Origin of the sequence: Kitasatospora sp. SUK 42, assembly GCF_015776785.2 — a bacterium.
GTDB lineage: Bacteria > Actinomycetota > Actinomycetes > Streptomycetales > Streptomycetaceae > Kitasatospora.
Window position 1 is genome coordinate 174,009 of the sequence record NZ_LFMD02000007.1, and the last position, 17,099, is coordinate 191,107.

19 protein-coding genes are annotated in these 17,099 nt (G+C 71.7%); 10 read left to right on the forward strand and 9 right to left on the reverse strand.

Features of this window, described 5'->3' with window-relative positions:
* Positions 1 to 4: 4 nt before the first annotated feature.
* Both RZ50_RS22500 and RZ50_RS22505 read right to left on the reverse strand, forming a co-directional pair.
* Positions 5 to 859: a sterol desaturase family protein gene (locus tag RZ50_RS22500; RefSeq protein ID WP_254803113.1), complete on the reverse strand. Its 855-nt coding sequence runs from the start codon at positions 857 to 859 to the stop codon at positions 5 to 7.
* A 316-nt stretch (positions 860 to 1,175) separates the two neighbouring features.
* Complete coding sequence (locus tag RZ50_RS22505) at positions 1,176 to 2,603, reverse strand: helix-turn-helix transcriptional regulator (protein ID WP_217680747.1); 1,428 nt, start codon at positions 2,601 to 2,603, stop codon at positions 1,176 to 1,178.
* Between the two features lie 330 nt (positions 2,604 to 2,933).
* Between RZ50_RS22505 and RZ50_RS22510 the strand changes: the two genes are divergently transcribed.
* The 4 genes from RZ50_RS22510 to RZ50_RS22525 all read left to right on the forward strand — a co-directional run bounded on the left by RZ50_RS22510 (position 2,934) and on the right by RZ50_RS22525 (position 9,289).
* The gene (locus RZ50_RS22510; protein ID WP_217680748.1) at positions 2,934 to 6,137 is read left to right on the forward strand and encodes a M28 family peptidase; all 3,204 of its coding nucleotides are present in this window, start codon (positions 2,934 to 2,936) and stop codon (positions 6,135 to 6,137) included.
* 197 nt (positions 6,138 to 6,334) lie between these two features.
* On the forward strand, positions 6,335 to 7,288 hold the full coding sequence (locus RZ50_RS22515) for an ankyrin repeat domain-containing protein (protein ID WP_217680749.1): 954 nt from the start codon (positions 6,335 to 6,337) through the stop codon (positions 7,286 to 7,288).
* Between the two features lie 82 nt (positions 7,289 to 7,370).
* Positions 7,371 to 8,609: a cytochrome P450 gene (locus tag RZ50_RS22520; protein WP_254803116.1), complete on the forward strand. Its 1,239-nt coding sequence runs from the start codon at positions 7,371 to 7,373 to the stop codon at positions 8,607 to 8,609.
* Between the two features lie 170 nt (positions 8,610 to 8,779).
* A complete protein-coding gene (locus tag RZ50_RS22525) occupies positions 8,780 to 9,289 on the forward strand; it encodes a hypothetical protein (protein ID WP_217680750.1) in 510 nt (169 codons plus the stop codon).
* Positions 9,290 to 9,365: 76 nt separating this feature from the next.
* On the opposite strand, the gene RZ50_RS22530 is transcribed toward RZ50_RS22525, so the two are convergent.
* Positions 9,366 to 9,848: a MerR family transcriptional regulator gene (locus RZ50_RS22530; protein ID WP_217680751.1), complete on the reverse strand. Its 483-nt coding sequence runs from the start codon at positions 9,846 to 9,848 to the stop codon at positions 9,366 to 9,368.
* Positions 9,849 to 9,981: 133 nt separating this feature from the next.
* On the opposite strand from RZ50_RS22530, the gene RZ50_RS22535 reads away from it, so the two are divergent.
* Both RZ50_RS22535 and RZ50_RS22540 read left to right on the forward strand, forming a co-directional pair.
* Positions 9,982 to 11,211: an MFS transporter gene (locus RZ50_RS22535; RefSeq protein ID WP_217680753.1), complete on the forward strand. Its 1,230-nt coding sequence runs from the start codon at positions 9,982 to 9,984 to the stop codon at positions 11,209 to 11,211.
* A gap of 34 nt (positions 11,212 to 11,245) precedes the next feature.
* On the forward strand, positions 11,246 to 11,737 hold the full coding sequence (locus tag RZ50_RS22540) for a carboxymuconolactone decarboxylase family protein (RefSeq protein WP_308272063.1): 492 nt from the start codon (positions 11,246 to 11,248) through the stop codon (positions 11,735 to 11,737).
* A 49-nt stretch (positions 11,738 to 11,786) separates the two neighbouring features.
* Here the strand turns inward: RZ50_RS22540 and RZ50_RS22545 are convergent, their stop codons facing one another.
* The 6 genes from RZ50_RS22545 to RZ50_RS22570 all read right to left on the reverse strand — a co-directional run bounded on the left by RZ50_RS22545 (position 11,787) and on the right by RZ50_RS22570 (position 14,767).
* Positions 11,787 to 12,638 (reverse strand): NAD(P)H-binding protein, encoded by an 852-nt coding sequence (locus tag RZ50_RS22545; protein WP_217680755.1) that lies wholly within the window; start codon positions 12,636 to 12,638, stop codon positions 11,787 to 11,789.
* Between the two features lie 114 nt (positions 12,639 to 12,752).
* Positions 12,753 to 13,010, reverse strand: coding sequence for a hypothetical protein (locus tag RZ50_RS22550; protein ID WP_217680756.1), 258 nt, complete (start codon positions 13,008 to 13,010; stop codon positions 12,753 to 12,755).
* A gap of 272 nt (positions 13,011 to 13,282) precedes the next feature.
* A complete protein-coding gene (locus RZ50_RS22555) occupies positions 13,283 to 13,867 on the reverse strand; it encodes a hypothetical protein (protein WP_217680757.1) in 585 nt (194 codons plus the stop codon).
* Positions 13,868 to 13,986: 119 nt separating this feature from the next.
* A complete protein-coding gene (locus RZ50_RS22560) occupies positions 13,987 to 14,160 on the reverse strand; it encodes a hypothetical protein (RefSeq protein WP_217680758.1) in 174 nt (57 codons plus the stop codon).
* Positions 14,157 to 14,408 (reverse strand): hypothetical protein, encoded by a 252-nt coding sequence (locus tag RZ50_RS22565; RefSeq protein WP_217680759.1) that lies wholly within the window; start codon positions 14,406 to 14,408, stop codon positions 14,157 to 14,159. Before RZ50_RS22565 ends, RZ50_RS22560 begins: the two co-directional genes overlap by 4 nt.
* Positions 14,405 to 14,767 carry an ATP-binding protein gene (locus RZ50_RS22570; protein WP_217680761.1) on the reverse strand — a complete coding sequence of 121 codons (363 nt, stop codon included), beginning with the start codon at positions 14,765 to 14,767 and terminating at the stop codon, positions 14,405 to 14,407. Before RZ50_RS22570 ends, RZ50_RS22565 begins: the two co-directional genes overlap by 4 nt.
* Positions 14,768 to 15,062: 295 nt before the next feature.
* On the opposite strand from RZ50_RS22570, the gene RZ50_RS22575 reads away from it, so the two are divergent.
* The 4 genes from RZ50_RS22575 to RZ50_RS22590 all read left to right on the forward strand — a co-directional run bounded on the left by RZ50_RS22575 (position 15,063) and on the right by RZ50_RS22590 (position 16,991).
* A complete protein-coding gene (locus RZ50_RS22575; protein ID WP_217680763.1) occupies positions 15,063 to 15,926 on the forward strand; it encodes a helix-turn-helix transcriptional regulator in 864 nt (287 codons plus the stop codon).
* Positions 15,919 to 16,122 carry a DUF397 domain-containing protein gene (locus RZ50_RS22580; RefSeq protein ID WP_217680764.1) on the forward strand — a complete coding sequence of 68 codons (204 nt, stop codon included), beginning with the start codon at positions 15,919 to 15,921 and terminating at the stop codon, positions 16,120 to 16,122. The genes RZ50_RS22575 and RZ50_RS22580 overlap by 8 nt, the downstream gene beginning before the upstream one ends.
* Positions 16,123 to 16,178: 56 nt before the next feature.
* The gene (locus RZ50_RS22585; protein WP_217680765.1) at positions 16,179 to 16,382 is read left to right on the forward strand and encodes a DUF397 domain-containing protein; all 204 of its coding nucleotides are present in this window, start codon (positions 16,179 to 16,181) and stop codon (positions 16,380 to 16,382) included.
* Positions 16,383 to 16,586: 204 nt separating this feature from the next.
* Complete coding sequence (locus RZ50_RS22590; RefSeq protein ID WP_217680766.1) at positions 16,587 to 16,991, forward strand: toxin-antitoxin system YwqK family antitoxin; 405 nt, start codon at positions 16,587 to 16,589, stop codon at positions 16,989 to 16,991.
* The last annotated feature ends 108 nt before the right edge of the window (positions 16,992 to 17,099 follow it).

The window sequence follows — 17,099 nt, forward strand, 5'->3', positions numbered from 1 at the left end:
GGGGTCAGGCGGACTGCTCGGTGGGCTTCATCCGGCGCCAGGGGTGCAGCAGGCTGGCGCCGAACTCGCCCGTGGTCGGGAACGCGGCCGGGTCGGTCAGGCCGACGACGGCGGGCACCCGCCCCGGCCGCCAGGTGAAGCTCCCGAACACGTGGTCCCACAGCGACAGGTCGGAGGCGTAGTGGCCGGCTTCGGCGAGGTCGGTGCTGTGGTGGAGGCGGTGGAGCTCGGGGCCGGCCAGGACGTGGCCGAGCCAGCCGAGCTGGACGTCGATGTTGGCGTGAACGAAATACCCCTGCGCGAGAATGAATATTCCGACCACGAACACTGAATCCGCCGAGAATCCGATCAGCGCGAGCAGGAGCTGGACCACGGACTGCGCGAAGAAGACGTCCAGGAAATGATTCACACCGTTGTTGGCGACGTTCACCTTGTCGGGAACGTGGTGGACGCCGTGCAGCCGCCAGAGCCACCTGTTGTGGTGGGACCAGCGGTGCACCAGGTAGTCGCCGAGCGAGCCGACCAGCAGGGCGAGCGGGATCTCCAGCGCGAACGGCAGTACCGGGTGGGCCGTCCCGATCAGCTCCACCAGCATCGTCACCAGGCCCTGCGCCAGGGCGCCGCCCATCACGCTGAGCAGGAAGTACGCGCTGTACCAGCCGAGTTCACGCCTGCTCGGGTGCCAGTCGGTCCGGTACGGGATGACTCGCTCCAGCACCGCGAGGTAGCCGAGGATGGCGACCAGCGCGAGCGGCGAGACCCGCTCCGGCGCCCAGTGGAAGTGAAGTGCCGCGACGGCCGTGCAGAGCACCCCCAGGAGCAGAAGCGGATGGGCCAGCCGGCGTGCGATGGCGGACAGGACGCGCCCCCTCTGTTCTTCGCGGACTAACGACTGGAAACGCCAGAGACTCTAGCCGGAGCCGCAAGCCGGTGCAGTCATTCGACGTGTTAACGCCATAAATGACCCGAAGGGCGGAAGATCTGTCCACGAAGTTGACGCCAAACCGGCGTGAAGGGGGCGCATTCCTGTAAAGGGGATCCGCCTGCGGGCGCGCGCCGGGATCGTCCGGGGGTACGGGCGCCCTCGCGCCCCGGCCTCAGGACCCGGCCTCGGGGGACGATTCCAGGCCTCGGCCCCGGTCACCGACGCCGGCGACCGGCTCCAGGGCCCGACTTCACGACCTGGTCAGCTCCGCCAGCCGGCGGGCGGCCTGCGGCTCGTGCGGCGCGAGGCGCTCGCGCAGGCCGCGCAGTTCGTGGCCCACCAGCGCGGGCAGGCCGGCCGCCGGGGCGCACTCCAGCGCGGGCGCGAGCAGTTCCACGGCCGTGCGCGGGTCGTGCGCGCAGGCGTGGCAGTCGGCCGCCCGGACGATGAAGAGCAGTCGGCTCGACGGCAGTCGGGTCGGACCGAGCAGGTCGAGCGCGGTCTCGGTGGCGGCCAGCGCGCGCCGGGCCAGCCGGGGATCGTCCACGGCGGCGGAGAGGTCGCGCAGGGAGGCGGCCGCGGCGGACTCGACCCGCATCCGCATCGAGGCGATGGACAGCCACGGCACGTCCGCCTCGTCCCGGTCGTCCATGTGGTCCAGGTGCGTCCGGGCCAGGCCGATCTGCCGGAGGGTGCCCCGGACGTCCCCGGTCAGGGCGAGGGCCCGGGCCCGGCTGATCCGGCCCATCGCACCGGCCCAGTGCCTCCCGGGGGCGACCCGGTCGATCTCCCGGGCGTAGCCGAGGGCGACGACCGGGTCGCCGTCCAGCCGGGCCAGGATGCTCAGGTCACTGAGCGTGCCCACCAGGGTGGCCTGGTCCCCGGCGAGTTCGGCCCAGGTGAGCGCGCGGTCGAAGCAGGCCATCGCGGTGGCGTTGCGGCCGTCCTGCATCCGCAGGGCCCCGGCGGCGTGGGCGTGTTCGGCGGCCAGCCGGGCGAGCGGGCGGCGCTGGTCGGCGGGGGCGGCGGCGAGCCGGGCGAGCACCGCGTGCAGGGTGCGCTCGGCGGCGGCGGCCAGGCCGGGGCGGCCGCCGAGCTCGGCGGCGCGCAGGTGGGCGGCCAGCAGTCCGGTGAGGGCGTGCGCGGTGGCGTCGTCCAGCGGGGCGGCAGTGGCCGGGTCGGCCGCGCAGAACTCGGCGTGCAGGGCGGCGAGTTCCTCGGGCGGCGGGACGGCGCAGCCCTCGGCGCCGTGCAGCGGGCAGAGCAGCCCGTAGTCCGGCAGCCGCGGCGGGGCGGGCGCGGCGAGGGCGGGCACGGCGGGGCCGACGGGCACCTCGCCGGGCAGCGGCGGGCGCAGCAGCCCGGGGGCGAAGGGGTCGGGCTTCGACCGTTCGGCGGTCTCGGCGCGCAGGCAGGCGGCGATCAGATCCCCGCCCGCTCCGAGCAGTTCGTCGACCCGCTCGGCGATCCTGGGGGTGACCCGGCGGGCACCGTGCTCGATCTTGCTGACGGCGGTGTGGTCGTAGCCGATCCCCGCGCCGAGTTGGGCCTGGGTGAGCCCGGCCCGGCGCCGCCAGTGCCGCAGCCGGGCGCCGAAGTCCCGCCAGGCGTCCGGGTCCTGGGGGTTCGGCGGTGGTGCCGGGAGCCGTACCGCCGAAGCCGAACGGGTCCGGTGCACGGCTGCCTCCCCTGGAGACCGGCCCCGGCACGGGGCCCTGCGACGAGTCCGACGAGGAGGACGGTACTCGATGGCTCCCGTCCCCGTACATGACGTGGTCTCAACCACTGGGGCAAAAGCCCAGCTTGACGCGAAACGGGACGGCCGGCTTGACGGAATTTGCCAACCCTATGCAGAGCCCGCACCAGCCATTGACCAGAGCATGACGTCGTGTGAGGGTTCGGGCACCCGAGCGCGGACGGCCCGCACGGCCGTCCCCCAGACGCGGCCTGCGGAGCGCCACCAGCCATGCCGTCCGCGGTCGAGGACCCCCACACGCGAGGAGCCTCGATGCAACGCAGAGTTTCCCCAGGGCGGCTGCTGACCACCGCAGCCACCCTGACCGTACTGGCCGGCATGATCGCCGCCACCGCCGGTCCGGCCACCGCCGCGCCCGCGCCCTCTCCCGCGCCGCCGACCGCGCTGGCCGCCGCCGTCAACGCCGCCGACGCGGCCGCGTCCGCCGGCCTCGACGCGCTGGCCAAGGGACCGGGCGAGACCTACGAGCGCCGGACCGTCACCCCCTGGCTCGGCGGCCTGTACTCCGTCTCCTACGAGCGCAGCTACCGCGGCCTACCGGTCGTCGGCGGCGACGCGGTGGTGCTCGCGGACGGGCAGGGCAAGGTCCGCGGCCTCCAGTCCGCCGCCACCGGGCCGGTCGGCGGCTCGATAACCCCGCAGGTCAGCGCGGCGCACGCGGAGAAGACCGCGCGCACCAAGCTGGCCGCGGTGGACTCCGTCGCCGAGCGCCGACTGGTCGTCAAGGTCAAGGACGGCGCCGGCCGGCTCGCCTGGGAGACCGTCCTCAAGGGCCGCACCGAGTCCGCGCCGAGCACCCTGCACGTCTTCGTGGACGCCGCCAGCGGCGAGGTGATCGACAGCTACGACGACGTCCGGGCGGGCACCGTCAACAGCAAGTGGAACGGCCCCGGTCCGCTGACCATCAGCACCACCAACTCCGGCGGCTCGTACTCGCTGCGCGACCCGAACCGGCCCGGCCTGAGCTGTTCCGACTACAGCACCGGCCAGGTGTTCAGCAAGTCCTCCGACTCCTGGGGCAACGGCAACCCCTCCAGCAAGGAGACCGGTTGCGGCGACGCCATGTGGGCGGCCCAGAAGGAATGGGACATGCTCCGCGACTGGCTCGGCCGCAACGGGCACGACGGCAACGGCGGCAGCTGGCCGATCAAGGTCGGCCTGAACGACGTCAACGCCTACTGGGACGGCAGCTCCGTCTCCATCGGCCACAGCCAGTCCGGCGAGTGGATCGGCGCGCAGGACGTCGTCGGCCACGAGTTCGGCCACGGCATCGACCAGTACACCCCTGGCGGCGCCAACAACGAGAACGGCCTCGGCGAGGGCACCGGCGACATCTTCGGCGCGCTCACCAAGGAGTACAACAACGAGCCCGCGCCCTACGACTACCCGGACTACCAGGTCGGCCGCATGATCAACCTGGTCGGCCAGGGCCCGATCCGCAACCTGTACCAGCCCTCGCTGGTCAACAACGACCCGAACTGCTACTCGTCCTCCATCCCCAGCACCGAGGTCCACGCGGCCGCCGGCCCGCTGAACCACTGGTTCTACCTGCTGTCCAACGGCTCCAACCCGGGCGGCGGCAAGCCGTCCAGCCCGACCTGCAACAGCTCCTCGGTCACCGGCGTCGGCGTCAAGCAGGCCGGCCAGATCTGGTACGGCGGCATGCTGCTCAAGACCAGCGGCATGACGTACAAGCGGTACCGCACCACCACCCTGACCGCGGCCAAGAACCTCGACCCGACCTGCACCTTCTACAACCGCACCAAGGCCGCCTGGGACGCCGTCAGCGTGCCCGCGCAGAGCGGTGACCCGACCTGCACCCCGTCGGGCAACAACGACTTCTCGCTCTCGCTCGGCCCGGCCTCCGGCTCGGTCCAGCCCGGTTCCTCGACCACCGCGACGGTCTCCACCGCCGTGACCTCGGGCACCGCGCAGACCGTCAACCTGACCGCCACGGGCGCCCCGACCGGGGTCACCGCGACGGTCAGCCCCTCCTCCGTGCAGACGGGTTCGTCCGCGACGCTGACCCTGTCAGCCTCCTCCGGCGCCCCGGCCGGCACCTACGTGATCACCGTCACCGGCACCGCCGGCGCGGCCACCCACACCGCCCAGTACACCCTGACGGTCGGCGGCGGCACCCCCGGCGGGCCCGCCCCTGACATCGACGTGGCGAAGATCCAGGCCGACCTGGCCCAGCTGAACACCATCGCCAATCAGAACGGCGGCAACCGCCTGGCCGGCAGCGGCGGGCACAGCCAGTCCGTGGCGTACATCAAGGCCAAGCTCCAGGCGGCCGGCTTCACCGTCGCCGAGCAGACCTGCACCTCCTGCACCTACCAGTCCAACAACCTGATCGCCGACTGGCCCGGCGGCCCGTCCGACCAGGTCACCATGCTCGGCGCCCACCTGGACAGCGTCTCGGCCGGCCCCGGCATCAACGACAACGGCTCCGGCTCGGCCACCCTGCTGGAGAACGCCCTCGCGCTCGCCCAGCAGAACCCGACCATGAGCCGGCACGTCCGCTTCGCCTGGTGGACCGGCGAGGAGCAGGGCCTCCAGGGCTCGCAGTACTACGTCGGCCAGCTGGGCTCCACCCAGCGCTCGGCGATCAAGGCCTACTACAACTTCGACATGATCGGCTCGCCCAACGCCGGTTACTTCATCAACAACCTCACCTCCGCGGCCTCCGCGCCGATGAAGGCCTACTGGGACTCGCTCAACCTCCAGCCGGAGGAGAACGTCGAGGGCCAGGGCCGCTCGGACGACTACTCCTTCCAGCAGGCCGGCATCCCGACCTCCGGCTACGCGGCCGGCGCCAGCGCCGTCAAGACCTCGGCCCAGGCGGCCAAGTGGGGCGGCACGGCGGGACGTTCGTACGACTCCTGCTACCACCAGTCCTGCGACACCACCTCCAACGTCGACGCCACCGTGCTCAAGCGCAACGCCAACGGCGTGGCCTACACCATCTGGAAGACCTCGGTCGGCGGCACCACCCCCGCCAACGACTTCTCCCTCTCGGTGAACCCGGCCACCGCCACCGTGAACCCCGGTGACAGCGCCACCGCGACCGTCGCCACCGCCACCACCTCCGGCTCGGCCCAGACGGTCAACCTGACCGCCACCGGCGCCCCCGCCGGGGTGACGGTCTCCTTCAGCCCGTCCTCGGTGCAGTCCGGCGGCTCGGCGACGGTCACCATCGCCACCTCCGCCTCCACCGCGGCCGGCACCTACAGCATCACCATCACCGGCGCGGGTTCGGCCACCCACACCACCAACTTCTCGCTGGTCGTGGGCAGCGGCCCGACCAACCCCGGCGGCACCTGGACGCCCGGCACCACGTACCAGGCCGGCGACATCGTGACCTACAACGGCGTCAGCTACCGCTGCCTCCAGGGCCACACCGCCCAGGTCGGCTGGGAGCCGCCGATCGTCCCGGCGCTGTGGCAGCCGGTGTGATCCTCCGGAATCCCCGGGGTCGTGACTGACCCCACCTGAACCGCTGCGCCGCGGTCCGTCGAGGGGGACGGACCGCGGCGCAGCCGTGCGCGGGGGCACCCGCGTCGTGCCCCGTTGTCAGAGCCGTGTGCTTTCGTGTGCGGACGAGTGGGTGTGGACCGGCGCCCGCTCCGGTGACGGCGGGACGGAGGGGCACGATGACGGGCTGGACGGGTGTGACCTGGGACAGTTGGCGGGACGCCGACGAGATCCGCGCGCGGCTCGACGCGGGAGCCGACCCGGAGGACTGGGGGTTCGGTCAGCGGCCCCTGCACCGGGCCACGAAGTACGGTTCCCCCGAGGTCGTGGCCGAACTGGCGCGCCGGGTGACGGACGTGGACGCGCTGGAGGACGGGACGACGGCGCTGTGGGAGGCCGTCGTGTCGGACCGGCCTGGCAACGCCCGCGCCCTGGTGGCCGCCGGAGCCGACCCCTGGCGGCCCCAGCTCGGCGGCTGGTCGCCGGGCCGCCTCGCGCTCGCCGGGCCGGTCCCCGACCTGTTCCCCGTCCCCGACGGAGAACCCGGGCTGACGGCCGCCGAGCAGGCTGCCGCCCGCCAGGCCCGACAACTCGTGGCGGACCTGGGGGACTTCCACTACGACAACACCGGCCTCGCCTGCATTGCCGGTATCGACGCCGCCGAGGCGATCCGCCGTCTGGACGGCACGCCGGTGGACGGGGAGTTCATGGCGGACTTCCTCGACGACCCGTACGAACACGACCTCGACGACCGCCTGCTCCTGGTCGGCGTCACCACCGTGCCCGGCGGCTGCGTCGTCACCCAGCCCTGGGGCTACACCCCGTCCACTCCTGGGGTGATGACCCGGCTGACGGCCGGCACCGTCGGCTACGGCATCTACGCCAACCCCAAGAGCGGCAACCAGGGCCGCATCGTCCGCGACGGCACCGAGGAGGGCTCGGGCCTCCACCCCGGCGGCGGGCCCCTCCCCGGCCACACCCACGAGGAGGTCTTCACCCACTACCTCTACCATCGCCGGGCCATCGCCTACGCCTGCGCCTTCGCGGGCCTCCGCCCCGTCGACGCCCGAGCCGTCACCGGGCCCGCCGACTTCTGGATACGCGTGCCCGACCTCGACTACTGGAAGCGCTGACCCCACCCGACTGACGTAGAGTCAGTCGTCGGGCCGGCCCCCGGCCCTGCCCTGCCTTCGTCGGCCGAGTCGAGGAGACCCCCTGGTGACCACGGACGCCGCCCCCGTACCGGAACTGGCCCCCGAGGCCGTCGAGCAGTGGCGGGCCGAGGAGGCGCGGCTGGTCGACCTGCTCGCCCGGGCGCAGAGCGACATCGGCGGGATCGCCGCGCTCCGGCTCGGCCCGACGCCGACGGTGCTGGTCACCGACCCGGCCGCGGTGCAGCACGTGCTCGGCCGCCACCCGGACCGGTACGTCAAGCGCTCGCACCGGGCCCGGATACTGGTCGGCGACGGGGTGCTCTCCGCCTCCGGCGAGGCCTGGAAGCGCCAACGGCGGCTGCTCCAGTCGCAGTTCACCGGCACCGGGATGCGCCGCTACGAGCAGCGGATCGCGGCGGCGGCGCAGCAGACGGCCGAACGCTGGGCCGGGTACCTGCGCAGCGGGGAGGAGTTCGACGTCGCCGAGGAGATGCGGCGCTTCGCCCTGGACACGGTGTGGCGGGCGCTCACCGGGCTGCCGCTGGACGACCGTACGGACCGCGAACTGCGGTCCGTGGAGCAGGTGGTGGCCGTCATGTCGACCCTGCCCACCGACGCGGCCGACGCCCGGGACGCCGTCGCCGAGGACCTCGCCCGGATCGACGCCGTGGCGCACGCGGCGATCTCGGCGGCCCGTACGGCGGACACCCCCGAGCCGGGCCTGCTCCGGGTGCTTCTGGACGCGGGCGAGCAACACCCCGAGTACACCGACCGGTTGATCCGCGACGAGCTGGTCACCCTGCTGGTCGCCGGGCACGAGACCACGGCCACCACGCTCACCTGGCTCTTCCTGCTCCTCGACCGCCATCCGGAGGCCCGGACGGCCGACCCGCTGACGCTGGTGAACGAGACGCTGCGGCTCTACCCGTCCGTCTGGCTGCTCCCCCGGTACGCCGCCGAGGACGACGTGGTCGCCGGGCACCACGTCCCGGCCGGGACGGACGTGCTGGTCTGCCCGTACCTCACCCATCGCGACCCGGCCCTGTGGCCCGACCCGGAGCGCTTCGACCCCGCCCGGTTCGCCCCCGGCGCCACCCGCCCCGGCCAGGTCGGCGCCTACCTCCCGTTCGGCCTCGGCGCGCGCGCCTGCCTGGGCACCCAGTTCGCCCTGCGGGAGACCACGGCGCTGCTGGAACTGCTGCTCCCGATGGGGCGGTTGGATTTCCGCTCCCGGCCGACGGGCGCGGCGTACGGCATCACCGTCCGTCCGGACGGCCCGACGCCCGCGGTGCTGCGCTGAGCCTCCCCGGGCGGGCGGCCGCCCCGGGTGACGCATGGCCCGTCCCGGTCACCGTCCGGAGCCGTTAGGGGGACACCGCTCCGTTCACCGTGCGGTACGGGCCCTGTGCGGGCATCCGTCTCCCCCGTCGGCCCCTCCGTCCGAGTGGAGGGCGGTTTCGAGGAGACACCATGGATGACGAGCAGGTCGTGCCCGCCCAGGACGCCGCGCTCATCGCGCTGCGGGAGTACGCGACACCCGACACCGCCCCGGCGGTGCACCGGCTGCTGTCCGAGATCGACCAGTCCGACCAACCCCTGACGCTGCCGCTGTCCTTCTACGGGGTGAAGGTGCTCGGCGACGTCATCACCGGGGAGGCGAACGTCAGCCTCCTCCTCGGCAGCGAGGCCGTCGGCTCCTTCTGGGTCCTGTTCTTCGTCCCCGAGGACGACACCGGCACCCTCCTCCCGCCGCCCTACGGCGAGCGGACCGACGGCACGGCGATCCTCTTCCCGGGAGCCACCAGCGTCTTCTCCCCCGCCGCACCGACCGCCGACCACCGCGGCGGCTACAGCATCCAGCCGCCGAAGGTCCTCACCTACCCGGACGGCATGCTCGTCGCCGGCCACTGCGGCCTCGTCGGCGGCGGCACGCTGATGGGCAGTCTCGGCTTCCAGGTGACCCTGGGCCTGCAACCGTAGGAGCGGCCGGCCCCGGACAGTGCCTAGGACGGCCCCACCGGTCTCGGCACCCCCACGACGTCCGGTGCGCCGCTTCTCATGCGGTGGCGCGCACCGTCAGGGCCTCGCGGCCCGGATCGGGTTGGGGTGGCAGGAACCCGTCGACGAGGTCCTCGCCGCTCAGGGCGGCGTCGACCCGGGCGCGGATGTGGGCGCTGGTGGTCGGGCAGTCGAGCGGGCGGTCGCGGCCGCAGTTCAGCATGTGGGTGAGGACGGCGGCGGCGTGCTGGAGGCGGCGGGCACGGGCCAGCATCTCCTCCCGCTGGGCGAGCAGCAGCGCCTGGCGCTCGTCCGCCTGCTCGCTGGCCAGCACGGCGGTGGTCCCGGAGATCGGGATCATTCCGTCCACGTGCCAGAGCTGGACCAGGGCGAGGCGCTCCAGCGCCTCCCGGTCGTAGTAGCGGACCCGGCCCCGACGGGTGGTCGGGGTGACCAGGCCGCACTCCTCGTAGTAGCGCAGGGCGGGCACCGAGAGGCCGAAGGCGGCCGCGACCTCGGTGATCGAGTGGAGCTCTGCCATCGGTGCCCTCTCCTCCGGGTCGCGGGCTTGCGCTCGAACGGGATTGCGCTCAAGCGCGCTTGCGCTCAAGCGCGCTTGAGCGAGAACGCTTAGGCAAGCCTAACTTCCCCTTGGAGCGAAGGGTCCACCGCCCATGCCACCGACCGCCACCACGGTCAGCACCGATGCACCAACCACCCCTGCCGCGGCCCGCACCGCGCGCGCCTCGGGAGCGCTGCTCGTCCTCGGCTTCGTCCTGCTCAGCCTCAACACCCGGGTCGCCTTCGGGCAGATCGGCCCGCTCGCCCCGGTCGCCGGCTGGGGCCCTGGCACCGTCACCGTGCTCGCCCTGATACCCCCGCTCTGCATGGGCCTGTTCGCACCGCTCGGCGCGCTCGCCCGGCGCCGCATCGGCGAGGAGCGCGGCCTGTTCTGGGCGAGCGTGCTGCTGGTGCTCGGAGCGGTGCTGCGCACGGCCGGGCTGCCCGGACTGTACGCGGGCACCGCGCTCGTCGGCGCCGCGGTGGCGGTGGTCAACGTGCTGATCCCGGTCTTCGTCCGGGCCCGGTTCGCGCCCCGGCGGATCGGCACCATGATGGGCGTCTACGCACTCTCCATGGGCGCCGGGTCGGCGGTCGTCGCCGCGCTGGTCGCGCCGGTCGCGGGTGCCTGGTCCTGGCAGGCCGCGATCGCCCTGGCCGTCGTCCCGGCGGTGCTCGCGGCGGCGGGCATGGCCCCGCAACTGCGGGTCGAGCGGAGGGCCGACGTCGCCCCGGGTCCGTCCCCACGCCGACCGGTCGGCCGGACCGCGCTCGCCTGGAGCCTGACCGCCTACTTCGGCATCCAGACCCTGGTCTTCTACGCCACCCTCGCCTGGCTGCCCACCATCCTGGTCGACGCGGGCCTCAGCCGGACCACCGCCGGCACCGACCAGGCCGTGATGATCCTCGGCCTCGCCGTCGGCGGCTTCCTCGCCCCCACCCTCGCCGCCGCCCGCCGCGACCAGCGCCCGCACATCCTCGGCGTGGTGGCGATCTGCGTGCTCGGCCTGCTCGGCGTCCTGCTCGCCCCCGCCTCCGGGGCACCCGTCTGGGCCGGTGTCCTCGGCATCGGCATGGGCGGCGGCCAGGCCCTGGCCGGTGTGCTCTTCACCCGCCGGGGCACCGACCAGGACCACGTGGCCGCCCTGTCCACCATGGCCCAGACCGGCGGCTACCTGATCTCCGCCACCGGCCCGGCCCTGTTCGCCGCCCTCCACACCGGCACCGGTTCCTGGACGGCACCGCTGCTCACCATGGTCGGCCTGCTGCTCGCCGGGTCCGTTCTCAGTCTTCGCGCCGGACACGATGTCACACTCCCGCGCCGCGATCCGTCGGGGAAGTGAAAGCACCACTCGATCCCCGAGAGGAACCACCACCGTGGAAACCCGTACCCAGCTGCGCCCCCGCCTCGCGACGGACCCGACCGAGCTCGTCCCCGAACTCACCGACGTCTCCGCCGCGTTGTTCCGGGCCACCGGCAACCACTCGATCCCCCGCACCACCATCAGCCTGGTCCAGCTGCGGGCGGGGCAGATCGTCGGCAGCACCTACCTGGCCGTCCTGCACACCGGATTCCTGCGCAAGGCCGGCGAGTCCGAGGAGCGCATCACCTCCGTCGCCACCTGGCAGGACTCCCCCTGGTTCACGGCCCCCGAACGCGCCGCCCTCGCCCTGGTCGAGGCCGTCCTCCAGCCCAACCCCGACGGCGAGCGGGTGTCCGACTCTCTCTACGCCGAGGCCACCGAGCACTACGACGACAAGGCGCTCACCACCCTCATGATCGCCATCGGCCAGGTCAACTTCTTCATCCCCGTCGCCCTCATCGCCAAGCCCGTCCCCGGCCGCGCCTTCAACGCCCCCTGGGCCTGAGCACCTCCCTCCGGGCCCGCCGGGCATCGCGCCCGGCGGGCCCGGCGGTTCAGTCCAGGAAGGCGCTCGCGTTGCGTGCGCACCACTCCTCGAAGCTCCGGGGCTTGCGCCCGAGCAGCCGCTCGACGGTGTCGGTGCGCAGCCCGACGGTGTCGGCGCGCACATGGGCGAACGCCTCGGCGATGACGTCGGCGACGGCCTGCGGCAGCCCGTCGGGGAAGCGCAGCCGGATCGCCTCGTCCGGTGTGTCGACCGCGCGGACGGCGATGTCGCGGCCGATCACCCGGGACAGGATCCGGACCTGCTCGACGATGGTGAACGCCTCCTCCCCGGTGAGGACGTACTCCTGGCCCTGGTGCCCGTCCTCGGTGAGGGCGAGCGCCGCGACGGCCGCCACGTCGGCCGGGTCGACCGGCGCGTGCCGCCCCGGGCCGACCGGGTCCAGGACGTACCCCTCCTCCCGGATAGTGGCCGCCCATTCGAGGGCCTCGGTCATGAAGCCGCCGGACCGCAGGACGGTGGCCGGTATCCCGGAGTCGCGGACGAGCTGTTCGCGCTCGTGGTGGTGGCGGCCCATCGCGGGCATGTCGTCGCCGGAGACGAAGCTGGACGACAGCAGCACGACGCGCCCCACCCCGGCCGCCCCGGCGGCGGCGACCGCATGGGCGGTGTGGGTGCTGTCGATGCCCGGTGTGAGCACGAACAGCGCCTCCACCCCGTCGAAGGCGTGCGTCAGCGTCGCGGGCTCGTCCAGGTCGCCGACGACGCGCTCGGCGCTCCAGGGCAGGTCGACGGCGCGGTCGGGGTCGCGTACGAGGGCACGGAACTCCGCGCCCCTCTCGTGCAGTTCCTGGGCGAGTTCACGTCCGATGGTTCCGGTGGCGCCAGTGATCAGGATCATCAATTCCCCCAACACCGTTGGCTGTTCGGCGATTATCCCAGCCGGGGAAGCCGGGCGACAGGCGGCCCCGCCGAATGTCGACACCCGTCGCGGCCACCTGTACGCCCCACCTGATCAGGGTGCCGAGTAGCCCAGGAGCGTCACGATGTTGCTTCCCGGGATGCCCGCGACGCACTGGTACTGGTCGAACTCGCCGGCGTTGAGACCGGCTTTGGCCGCCGCGATACATGCGGACATGGCGTTCGGCCCGTAGAAGGTCTGGCGGTAGGTCGGGGGGTTGAACACGGCCTGAGCGGCCGTGGCGGGAACCATGACGAGACCGGCGGCGATCAGGGTGAGGGCTGCGATACGGCGACGCATCGATGCGGTCATCACTTCGGCCTTCCTGTGACATGGAGCGTGGGTGGTTGATGGAGCCACTCGGAGCGGGGCCGGGCATGGCGGCTTTGCCGATGGGCCGAGCCGTGCGGGGCGCCTCGCTGTCAGGCGTTCCGGGAAGCCGAACGCCCTGGCCGGGCTTGCTGATGTGAATGGTCCTTCGATCGCATTCATCTCAGCTAGCCCGGCTGGCGCACAGCATCTTCCCCGGCGACGAGCCACGTCAAGTAGCGTGCAACACACCGAGTTTGATCCGACTCCAGCAGTCAGAAGGAGTCCGCGATCGCAGGTGCCCCGGCGTTCCGGGTGAGGAAGTGCAGCAGGTTGACGAAGCCGCGCGCGTCGTCGATCGCCTTGTGCGTGTGCTCCACCCCGCCCAGCCAGTGCGGAGGCAGCTTGGTCGCCGAAAGGTCCGCAGCCGGCCGCCCGGTCAGGGCCACCGTGTACGAGCGCAGGCACAGCGCCGGCCCGTGAAAGAGGGGATCCTCCTCGTACGGGCCCTGGTGCAGTCCGTACGGGGTGAACCGACGCAGGTAGTAGTCGATCCATATGCCGTCGAGCGAGAGCGGCGCGGCAGCGAACGCCCGCTGCCCGGGCAGCGAACGGATCCACTCCACGTACCGGCTCATCACGTCGGCGATCGGTTCCGGGTTGGCCGTCGCGGCCTCCCACGTGCCCGGCTCGGAATCGAACCATTCCTTGGTGCGCGGGTTCGGTGCCGACCCGGGAAGGGGTTCGAGGACGGCCTCGAACTCGCCGAACGTCCGCCCGTCCATCGTCGCGGCAACGGATGCGAACGACCTCATCGAATTCGGGCCCGCCCACGGACCATCGACCTCGATGTCGGTCACCACGTATGTCCAGTCGCTCAGTTCAGTCATGCGGGCGACGGTACCGCACGGCCGGTTGAGCCGGATTGCCGTGCCGCCGAGCCGAGTTGGGAGACCCGGCTCGGCCACGCTCGGCGCGGTCAGGCGGGTGTGCGTCGTGTCTGGTCGCGGTTCCGGTCCTCGGCGTCGCGGTGCCGGCCGGTCCCGGGCGTCCGAAGGACCGTGATGACGCCCAGGGCGACGGTGGCGAACGCGAGCGCCAGGAGGACGGCGAAGGCGACGCCGACCAGGAAGGTGAGGGAACCGGGCCTCATCCGCGCGCGCCCCCTTCGAGGTCGATGAGGAGCTGGAGGAGATTGAGGAGAGTGCTGACGGGCGCTTTGCCGAAGTCGACGAGGGTGTGGCCGTCGAGGGTGGTTTCACCGGGGGCGGCGGAGCCCCAGAGGAGCCCGTACGGGAGGGCGCGTCGGTGCAACTCGCCGAGGAGGGCCGTGATCTGGGCCTCGGTGTAGTCGCGCACCCCGGGGTCGGTCGGGACGAACGGCGCGTGGCGGAGGTTCACGCGAGGGCGTCCAGCTCGAACCAGATGCTCTTGCCGAGCTTCTGGGGGTCGACGCCCCAGCGGTGGGTGAGGCCGGCGACGAGCTGGAGCCCCCGGCCGGTCTCGCCGAAGTCGGCGGGCGTGCGCTGCTCGGGGAGGGCGTCGCTCTCGTCGGCGACGGTGACGCGCAGGGTGATGCCGAGGAGGGAGAAGTGGACCACGGGCGAGGCGGTCCTGCCGTGCCGCCAGGCGTTGACGAGGAGCTCGGCGAGGGCGAGCTCGGCGTCGAAGATGACCTCGGGGTCCCACCCGACGCGGGTGAGGACGTCCCGGAGGGCCTGCCGGGAGAGGGCGAGCGAGGGCGTGTTACGGGTGCACACGGGAACCTCCGTGAGGCGGTGGTGTGAGGGGGAGGCGAGCCGACGGGTACGTCGCCGTGAGCCAGGCCGAGGGGTGGCTGCTCTTCGGTGCCCGGGCAGCAGGCGCCTAGTGCCCTTGGAGACAGGCGTTACTGACGATCCATCGAATCGAAGTGAGATTGACCATAACTCAGACCCATGAGAAATTTTCCATGGATCCGCGATATTCCCTCTAACGTGGCATCGCAGGCCCCGGAATGGACCGTCGCCCGATCAGCGCGGCAGACTGAGACCACCCGTGTCGCGGAAGGATCCAATGGCTCGCACCAACCCAACACTCCGCCAGCGCCGCCTGGGCGCAGAGCTTCGAAGGATGCGGGAGCAGGCCGGCTTCGGCGGCAGCCAGCTCGGCCGCGCCGTCGGGATGAACCCGGCCCAGGTGACACAGATGGAGGCCGGGAAGATCGGCATCAGCGTGGAGCGGCTTCATACGATCGCCGCGACGTGCATGTGCGTCAATGAGCCTCTGATCGCCGCGCTCGCCGACATCATCACGAACCGAGGGAAGAGCAGTTGGTGGGAGGAGTACCGGGATGCCCTGGCAACGGACTTCCTTGAGGTTGCAGAACTGGAGAGCGGCGCGGAGCGGCTGACCACGTACTCAACGTCCTTGGTTCCTGGCCTGCTCCAGACCGGCGCCTACGCCAACGCCCTGTTCGCCCAGACCTACCCTCCGCTGCCCCATCATGAGATCGATCTCAGGACAGCCTTCCGCATGCAGCGGCAGCGAGTAGTCCGCTCTGGAGCTACGCCCTACACGGCGTTCGTCCATCAAGCAGCCCTGCATATGCAGTTCGGCGGACCGAGGGTGCTCACCGAACAGCTCAAGGCACTCGACATAGACTCAGAGCACCAGAACATCTCTGTGCGAGTGGTGCCATTCAGCGCAGGAGTCGTCCCGAGTCCCAGCGAGAACTTCACCTACGCGGAAGGGCCCATCACAGAGCTGGACAGCGCAGAGATGGACACCGGCCACGGAATCCGCCTATTCGATGCTCCGGCCCACCTCGCGAGGTTCCGTGCGCTGATCGCGCAGATGGACTCCACGGCTCTGTCCGAGGAGGCTTCACGAGAGATGATCCGATCTGTCAAGAAAGAGATGGAACGAGAGCATGACTAGCTCCACATGGCAGAAGTCCAGCCACTCCGGCGCGACGGACAACTGCGTCGAAGTCCGAACTGCCAACGGACTGGTCGAGCTGCGCGAATCCGACGACAGCGAGGTCATAGTCCGCTCCACCCCCGCCATGTTCGCCGCATTCCTCCGCAGCGCTAAAGCCGGCGAGTTCGACCACCACACTCACCCCACGAACTAAAACCACCGGCCCCTCGCTCCACCGAGCGAGGGGCTGCTACCAACTGGAAAGCAACCGTGGCTAGTTCCGCCTGGCAGAAGTCCACCCAATCCGCAGCGAATGACAACTGCGTCGAGGTCCGCACCGCCAGCGGGCTGGTCGAGCTACGCGAATCCGACGACAGCGGGGCCGTCATCCACACCACCCCCGCCATGTTCGCCGCCTTCCTCCGGGGCGCCAAGGCCGGCGAGTTCGACCACCACACCCACCCCACCAACTAAAACCACCGGCCCCTCGCTCCACCGAGCGAGGGGCCGCTACAGCACGAAGCCGAGAGCCCCGGACCGCCAGGACGACCCTCGCGATTTGGCAGAATCGGATCGGTCGGGATATCACAAGTAACTGTCAACAACCGGAACTTGCAGCCCGGCAGCCGACCGAATACACCCGTCGGATCGGACGGGGAGGACAGCTAGGAGATCTCCATGGAGCGAGTGCCGGCGGACCGCGTCGACTACGAAGACGACGGTCTCCACTACCTGGACGGCACGCCCTTCACCGGAGTCGCGTTCACGGAGAAGGACGGCTCCCTCAGGTCCGAGGCGACCTACCAGGAGGGCCTGCGGTGGGGGCCGACGAAGGAGTGGTACCCGTCGGGGCAGCCCATGGTGGACTCGACGTTCATGCGGGGGGAACTGCACGGCCGGGCTCGGGAGTGGCACAGGAACGGGCAGCTCGCGGAGGACGGCGAGTACGAGTACGGCATCACGCTGTGGGCGAAGCAGTGGGACGAGAACGGTGTCCTCGAAGACGACCACACGCTGACGGAATCCGACTCGGACCATCAGACGCTGCTGCACTTCCGGGCGCTCTACGGCGGAGCGTCGTAACCGTCACGGAACCGCCACCCACCTGTCCGACGAGATGACCACCCCATACCCGCTCGCGGATACCACCGGCCCCTCGCTCCACCGAGCGAGGGGCCGGCGCAACTGGCT